This window comes from Brevibacillus sp. FW301-21C12A (assembly GCF_058788915.1).
Genome location: NZ_JBYTBG010000084.1, coordinates 1 through 7,775 on the forward strand (window position 1 = coordinate 1; position 7,775 = coordinate 7,775).

At 49.4% G+C, this 7,775-nt stretch carries 5 protein-coding genes; 1 reads left to right on the forward strand and 4 read right to left on the reverse strand.

Annotated features, from left to right (window positions below; all coding sequences use genetic code 11):
• Window positions 1-243 (forward strand): hypothetical protein (locus AC3WQH_RS24955; RefSeq protein WP_492332305.1); only part of this gene is annotated, 243 nt, incomplete at its 5' end.
• Between the two features lie 116 nt (window positions 244-359).
• On the opposite strand, the gene AC3WQH_RS24960 is transcribed toward AC3WQH_RS24955, so the two are convergent.
• From AC3WQH_RS24960 to AC3WQH_RS24975, 4 genes are all read right to left on the reverse strand, one after another.
• Entirely contained in the window at window positions 360-1,484 is a 1,125-nt protein-coding gene (locus tag AC3WQH_RS24960; protein WP_197187502.1) for an HD-GYP domain-containing protein, read from the reverse strand.
• Between the two features lie 133 nt (window positions 1,485-1,617).
• The gene (gene gyrA, locus AC3WQH_RS24965; protein ID WP_005829517.1) at window positions 1,618-4,149 is read right to left on the reverse strand and encodes a DNA gyrase subunit A; all 2,532 of its coding nucleotides are present in this window, start codon (window positions 4,147-4,149) and stop codon (window positions 1,618-1,620) included.
• Between the two features lie 229 nt (window positions 4,150-4,378).
• On the reverse strand, window positions 4,379-5,563 hold the full coding sequence (locus AC3WQH_RS24970) for an MFS transporter (RefSeq protein ID WP_007786449.1): 1,185 nt from the start codon (window positions 5,561-5,563) through the stop codon (window positions 4,379-4,381).
• A gap of 570 nt (window positions 5,564-6,133) precedes the next feature.
• Entirely contained in the window at window positions 6,134-7,408 is a 1,275-nt protein-coding gene (locus AC3WQH_RS24975; protein ID WP_007786444.1) for an MFS transporter, read from the reverse strand.
• Window positions 7,409-7,775: the final 367 nt, after the last annotated feature.

Consider the following 7,775-nt stretch of genomic DNA (forward strand, 5'->3'; position numbering starts at 1 on the left):
TACTGGTCCAAAGCTGGCAAATCTTTTAATGATAGACTCATCAACGCTTTCGCTGTTCAGTTTTCAAAGAGCATTTTTCACTCGCCTCTCAAGGCGACTTTCTTAGTATATCATGCCGTCCAAGCTTTTGCAAGATGTTTTTTAAAACTCCTTTTCGCTCAGCAGCGACAATTCAATACTCTATCAGATAAGAATCCTGAAGTCAACACTTTCATTTTCTTATTTGATGTCTGCTTCAATTGAAGCGACAAGAAGTATCTTACCATGTATTGAAATACAGTACAAGCAATTTTTAAAATGAAATTAAACTTTTTCACTAAAAATAAAAGAGAGGCGTAATTACCGCCTCTCCCCCTGCTCTAAGACTGCTCCAAGACACGAATAATCGACAAATGTCTGGCATCCACCAGGTTTACAATCTTGCCCCCGGTCTCCACCATTGGCCGGGTAGGATGGTTCCGATCTGTAAATACAATCTTTCCTATCGTCCCGTCACTCAGCTCGACAATCGTACCGATCGTAAATTGAGTAATCCCATCCACAAATTTGCGTACAATAGTCGGGTCAAGCTTGCCAAAGCTGTCTCGAACCAATTGCTCTACCACCACGTATGGGGAAAGTGCCTTTTGATAAATCCGATCCGAGCACATCGCATGATACACATCCGCTACAGCAACAATCTTGCTGTACAGGTGCAATTTTGAGCCAGGCAGCCCTAACGGATATCCCGAGCCATCCTCCCGCTCATGATGCTGCAGGGCGGCCAGCGCGACTCCCTCGCTCAAACCATGGGAAGCTTTGATGATTTGGTATCCATAAACGGTGTGCTTTTTCATCTCTTCGAATTCTTCTTCTGTGAGCTTGCCGGGTTTTTGCAAAATTCTGCGGTCGATCTTGGTTTTTCCTATATCGAGCAAGGTGCCTGCCAATGCAACCTGCATCCATTCCTTTTCCGGAACCTTGATCCACTTTGCAATCATATAAGAAATGATCCCAACTGCAATCGCATGCTCGTACGTATAGCTGTCCATCCGTGCAAAACGGCGCAGTGACAGCAATACTTGCGGCTGCTGCTGGAACTCCGTAATAATCGGAGTAACCACCTCACGCACTTCCATCACCGGGATGTTATTTCCGCCCTGTACCCGAACCATCAAATTTTTCAGCGTTGATACTGCCTTTTCAAAGGTCTCCTGAATCGCTGGCTTGACAGGGATCAGCTTGTCCGAAGCTTTTGCCTGCTCGTCCGCTGGTGCTTCTGCTTGCTCCGTGGTATTGCCAGCGCTGGCTTTCTCAATATGTACCTTTTTAACCATAAAAGCTTCGAGGAATTCGATTTCTTTCTCAGACAAAAGGGTTCCTTTTGAAAACAAAACTCCCCCTAATGCTGAATATACTTCCTCTGCCAATCTCGCTCCACTGTTCAGTTGCTTCACATCCACGATGGGCAACTTGGTCACCACCCGATCCAACTTGTTAATCATAATAGTTTTCTTTTCCCAATTTTACTCCAATTTCAAACCATTTGCAGGAATAAAGTAACAAATCACTCTAACTTTCTGCTCAAAAAAAGAAACGCCCCTTGATTTTTCGGGGCGCTTCTCTCGATATTTTGCTTTATTCCTCAGTCGGCTCGTCCGGTTCAACATTGGTTGGAGCGTCACCATCACCAACAGTGTCGACAGCCTCACCATGCTCTTGCTCCTCAGAGTCGGCCTCATCGTCCTCTTCGTTCGGCGGGCATTTCGCTACTGAACCTACCTGCTCATTTTCCGACAGGCGAATCAGCTTCACACCTTGCGTATAGCGACCCATGACAGAAATACCCTTCATTTCTGTCCGAATGATGATGCCGGAAGTCGTGATAATCATCAGGTCTTCCTCTGGCTCAACCACTTTCAAGCCGACCACAGGACCACTGCGTTCCGTGACATTGTGGGTCTTGATCCCTTTACCGCCGCGAGACTGGATGCGGTATTCGTCAACAGGAGTGCGTTTTCCGTAGCCGTTTGCAGTTACGATCAGAACTTCCGCGTTCGGCTTGATGACGTCCATATCAATGACATTATCGTCATCGTCGAGGGTAATCCCTTTTACGCCGGTTGCGTTGCGTCCCATCGTCCGCACATCGCTTTCGCTGAAGCGAACGGACATCCCTTTTTGCGTACCCATGATGATCTCTTGCTGGCCGTCAGTCAAACGAACCCCGATCAGCTCGTCATCTTCGCGCAGATTGACTGCAATCAGCCCGCCTTTGCGAATGTTTTCATAGGACTCGAGCGTCGTCTTCTTGATAATCCCTTTCTTGGTCGCAAAGAACAGGAAGCGCTCATGGTCGAACTCTTTGACCGGGATTACCGCACTGACCCGCTCGCCCTTTTCGATCTGAATCAGGTTGATGATCGGCGTGCCTTTTGCCGTCCGGCTGAGATCAGGAATCTCAAAGCCTTTCAGGCGGTACACCTTGCCCTTGCTCGTGAAGAACATGATGTAATCATGCGAATTGGTAATGTACAGATGCTCAACGAAGTCGTCATCCTTGGTTCCCAATCCTTGGACTCCCCGGCCACCACGTTTTTGCGAACGGTAGGTGGATACAGGCAGACGCTTGATGTAGCCGTCGTGGGTCAAAGTAATGACGACATCCTCTTCTGGAATCAAGTCAGCATCTTCAATGTGATCCTCGTCAAACGTAATCGCTGTGCGGCGCTCATCGCCAAACTTCTCCTTGATTTCGCCCAGCTCTTCACGAATGATCGCGTAGATTTTGGCTTCGTCAGCGAGAATTGCACGCAGCTCGGCAATTTTCGCGAGCAGCTCCTGGTACTCATTCTCGATTTTCTCCCGCTCCAAGCCGGTCAGGCGTTGCAGGCGCATGTCGAGAATCGCTTGTGCCTGCTCGTAGCTTAGGGAGTAGTTTGTCATCAGTCCTTCGCGCGCTTCTTCCGTTGTTTGCGAAGAGCGAATGAGGCTGATAATCTCATCAATATGATCGAGCGCAATCCGCAAGCCCTCCAAAATATGAGCGCGCGCTTCTGCCTGCTTCAGATCGTATTCGGTTCTTCTGCGGATAATGACGCGCTGGTGCTGCAAATAGTAATACAGCATATCGCGCAGATTGAGCACGCGCGGACGGCCGTCAACCAAGGCCAGCATGTTGACGCCAAACGTCGTCTGCATTTGCGTATGCTTGAACAGATTGTTCAACACGACTTTTGGAATGACGTCGCGGCGGAGCTCCATCACGATGCGCATCCCTTTACGGTCGGACTCGTCGCGCAGATCGGTAATGCCCTCGATTTTCTTTTCGCGGACAAGCTCTGCGATTTTTTCTACGAGTCTTGCCTTATTCACCTGGTAAGGAATTTCCGTCACAATGATGCGCGGTTTTCCTTTATCCTCTTCGATTTGGGTTTTCGCCCGCATAATAATAGAGCCGCGGCCCGTTTCGTAGGCACGACGAATCCCGCTAAAGCCGAGAATTTCTCCGGCTGTAGGGAAATCCGGCCCTTTGATGATCTTCATCAGATCTTGAATCGTAATATCCGGGTTGTCGATCATGGCAATGACGCCATCAATGACTTCCGTCAAGTTATGCGGAGGAATATTGGTCGCCATCCCGACGGCAATCCCCGAAGCTCCGTTCAAAAGCAGGTTCGGGAAGCGAGAAGGCAAGACAACCGGCTCTTCCTTGCGCCCGTCGTAGTTGGGCGTGAAATCAACTGTTTCTTTATCAATATCGCGCAGAAGCTCCAGCGCGAGCTTGGAAAAGCGCGACTCTGTATAACGCATGGCCGCTGCCGGGTCGCCGTCTACAGAACCGAAGTTTCCTTGCCCTTCCACGAGCATATAACGCATATTAAAATCTTGTGCCATACGTACCATCGCTTCATAGATGGAAGAGTCCCCATGCGGATGGTAGTTCGCCATAACTTCCCCGACTACGTTTGCCGATTTACGGAACGCTTTGTCAGGAGTAAGTCCCATGTCGTGCATGGCATACAAAATACGCCTGTGAACAGGCTTCAACCCATCGCGAACATCAGGCAATGCGCGACTGACGATAACGCTCATCGCGTAGCTGATGAACGATTCTCTCATTTCCTGGCTAATATCGACTTTGGGAAACCGAGCAGTTTCTTCTGCCATAAACGGTAAACCTCCAACTGGTTATCACAATACGTTATTATACCATATAGAAAGAGGACACGTCCAAAAATTCCAGTCGAATCAATCGATTCCCCTTGGTTTTGCTCCGCTTTTGGCCCCGAATTTTCCCAAAAGCACGTTCCCTATTTATTCCAGTCCTGTTTTGCATTCACTTATGATTTGCCGTTTTCGCCTTCCCTATTCACAAAAGGAAAAACCCGAAACGATTTTAGGAGGAAATCGATTCGGGCACAGATGTCTTTTTGCCTTGCCGGGCCAAATAAACGATGTAGACAAGCAAATACAGCCCAAGTGCAACCAACGAATAACGATACATCGCCGCAAAACTGGTCATTTTGGCGACTGCCCCCAGAATCATTGCCCCTCCGCCGATCCCAAGGTCGAACGCAGAGAAAAATGTCCCGGTAGCTGCCCCTCTTCTCGACGGGTCTACCCGCTTGATCGTCCACGCCTGCAAAGAAGGCTGCACGCCGCCCACACCGACGCCAAACAAGATCGCAGCAAAGATCAGTTGCCATTCGCTCGTGCTGTACGACAACAGCAACAGTCCGCCGCCAAGGATAAATCCACCCGGCAGCAAAATCCAGGCAGGTCCTCTGCGATCAAACAGCCTTCCCGCCAGAGGCCGAACAGCCATCAACGCAATCGCATTGAACAGGAAAAACAGACCAATATTCGCGATGCCAACCTCAAGGCCAAACAAAGTAATAAAGCTGAATATCCCTCCGTAAATAATCCCGATCAGCAAATTCAGCAGAGAGGGAAACAGCGCTGCCTTTTCAATCAGCCCACTCAACACGCTGCCATTCGGCTTTTGCCCAGCAACGATTGGCTTGATTTTTACCAGCCTGGACAAGATCATCGCCAGAGCAGTCAAGCCTGCGGAGATGGCAAACAGCCAACCGTATCCCCAGTTTTGCGATACCCACAAGCCCAATAGAGGCCCGAAAGCCATCGCCAAGTTGCTGAACATCCCGAAGTACCCCATTCCTTCCCCGCTTCTTTCCCGAGGAATGATATCGGACACGATCGTTCCGTAGGTGGTAGTGACAATTCCCCAGCCGATCCCGTGCAAAAAGCGAATCGCCAACACCAGCGCCACACTGACCATCCAGTAATATCCGGCGACGGCCAGCAAAAAGATGGCCAATCCAATCAGCAAAACAGGCTTCCTCCCGATGGTGTCCAGCGCTTTCCCGGTAAAAGGACGCACAAGCAGGGCTGACACGGTGAAAAGGCTAATGACCAGCCCTACCGCCAACTGATCTCCGCCCATGTCTGTCACATAGACCGGAAGCGTCGGAAGCAACATCTGGAACGCAACGAACAGCATAAAGTTGGAGAGTGCCAGGATCACAAAATCTTTCGTCCACAACGCCGTTTTTTCTGACATCAATATTCACTCCCCCTATCAAACCCGCGTATCTTTTCAATACAATAATATATATAAAGTATAAAAAGTCAACCCATCGAGCCATCCATTATGCACTTTATGGTGCAATGCCTCCCCTTTCCCAGAAAAAAAGACGCCGGGTCAGCGCCGGCGCCTTGCTACAGCTTCACGATCATTTCCAAATCGGAGGTGCGAATCATTGTTTTGGTGTCGATCAGCAGCCCGATAAAAAGCACGGTCATCTTCATCCATTTTCTCATGGCGTATCCCCCTCCGTTTGTGTTGTTACCTTGATTGTACAAGGGGCGCAGTCGTTCTCCTATCGAATTGCCTTGCACGATTCTTACAAAGCTGTAAGAGTCGCAAAAAGTGTGTACTGCATGGCACAAGAGCTCGACCGCTTTCATGAAATCCAGCGTCAATTTTTGCAAAATGCTTCCCATGAACAGGATCGAAGCTGAAAACGGTCCATTGTGCAGTGCTATTTTCCGTATCAGTTTGCCGCTATCCCACTCCACTCAAAGCTAACACCCAAGGCAATATGAGCCTTGGGTGCTTTCCTTTTTTCCGCTATACATTCCGGGAAACATTTGCACTGAGCGCGTTCCTGCCAATTCGCATAACCATGAAGGAAGCGAGCAGGCAAAACGCTCCTGCAGCTATGAACATGAAGAAGTAGCTGTTCAGTATTGTATAGACCACGCCACCACCGTAGGCAGCTACCGCAGCCCCCAATTGATGGGCTGTTAATATCCAGCCAAACAAAATTCCTGCCTGCTGTTTGCCAAAAATGTCTGTCGTCAGCCTCAATGTAGGAGGAACCGTCGCGACCCAATCCAAACCGTAGAACACGATGAACAACCCAAGGCTAAATGTAGAGGTGGACAAAGCCGTAGGCAGAAACATCAAGGAGAGCCCGCGCAGTCCGTAGTACCAGAATAGCAGCCAGCGGTTATTGTAGCGATCAGACAGCCATCCGGAAAGCGTCGTTCCAATAATGTCAAAAACACCAATCAGGGCGAGCAGGCTGGCAGCAGTTACTGCTGGAATCCCGTGCTCCATGCACGCCGCAATAAAATGCGTCCCGATCAAACCGTTTGTAGACAAACCGCAAATAAAAAAGCTGCCGGCCAACAACCAAAAGTCAAAGGATCGAAGGCCAGTGAACAACCCATTCATTGCCGCACGGAATGGATTTTGTACAGGAGCCGCAAGTTCTTGGTCTGTGACTGTCGCTCCGTACGCTGAGAGCCCTTTATCGCTCGGGCGATCACGCATCAAAGCTGCCACGATCGGCACCATCACGAGCGCTACGGAAGCTATCACCCAGGAGGCTGTACGCCAGCCTTCCGTTTCAGCCAGGCTGGCGAGAAGAGGCAGAAACACAAGTTGTCCCGTAGCACCGCTCGCCGTCAAAATTCCCATGACCAGCCCTCGCTGTTGTACAAACCACCGATTGGCGATCATCGCCCCTAATACCGATGCTGTACAGCCTGATCCAAGGCCGACAACCACTCCCCATAACACAGTCAGTTGCCATGATGCCTGCATCCATGTTGTCAGTGCAGCCCCTAAGGCCAACATCAGCAAAGCAATCATCGTGATCCGCCTAATCCCGAACCGATCCATGACCGCTGCTGCAAACGGCCCAACCAATCCGTATAACAGCAAATTGATAGACAGCGCAAAGGAGATTGAAGAACGACTCCACCCAAATTCTTGTTCCACAGGCACCATGAATACACCAGGTGCGGAGCGAATCCCAGCCCCTATCAAGAGGATGAAAAAGGTCACTGCGGCAATCACCCAGGCATAGTGGAAACGCACAGAAGCAGCCTGTTTCATGAAAACTCCTTTCCTGTCCACAAACATCAGAAATTTCAGTATGTAATTCTGTTACTCATTACTATAGTGGAGCCAGACCGCAATTTAAAAATAAACTTTTCCATCCCACTCATCAATAATTTCAATGAATCGAATAGGGAAGACCAGGTAAAAAACAGGGCAGCGAAGCGCTGGCAACAAAACATTCTTGCTCGTATTTAGCCAAAAACTCTTCCTCCCGCATGGCCATCCCTTTTTGTGACGGCTAAGCTGTGTTCGATTTTCCTTGTGGGTACGTCCCTGTGTTCCAGGGTACACAAAAAAAGCTGCATTCTCCATTACTCGCAAAAGTAATCGGGAATACAGCTTTTCTTCTTATTCCTTCAAA

Excerpts from the sequence above, each read along its gene's own strand:
- AC3WQH_RS24960 (WP_197187502.1), bottom strand. The coding sequence starts at position 1,484 with ATGATTAACAAGTTGGATCGGGTGGTGACCAAGTTGCCCATCGTGGAT.
- gyrA (WP_005829517.1), bottom strand. The coding sequence starts at position 4,149 with ATGGCAGAAGAAACTGCTCGGTTTCCCAAAGTCGATATTAGCCAGGAA.
- AC3WQH_RS24970 (WP_007786449.1), bottom strand. The coding sequence starts at position 5,563 with ATGTCAGAAAAAACGGCGTTGTGGACGAAAGATTTTGTGATCCTGGCA.
- AC3WQH_RS24975 (WP_007786444.1), bottom strand. The coding sequence starts at position 7,408 with ATGAAACAGGCTGCTTCTGTGCGTTTCCACTATGCCTGGGTGATTGCC.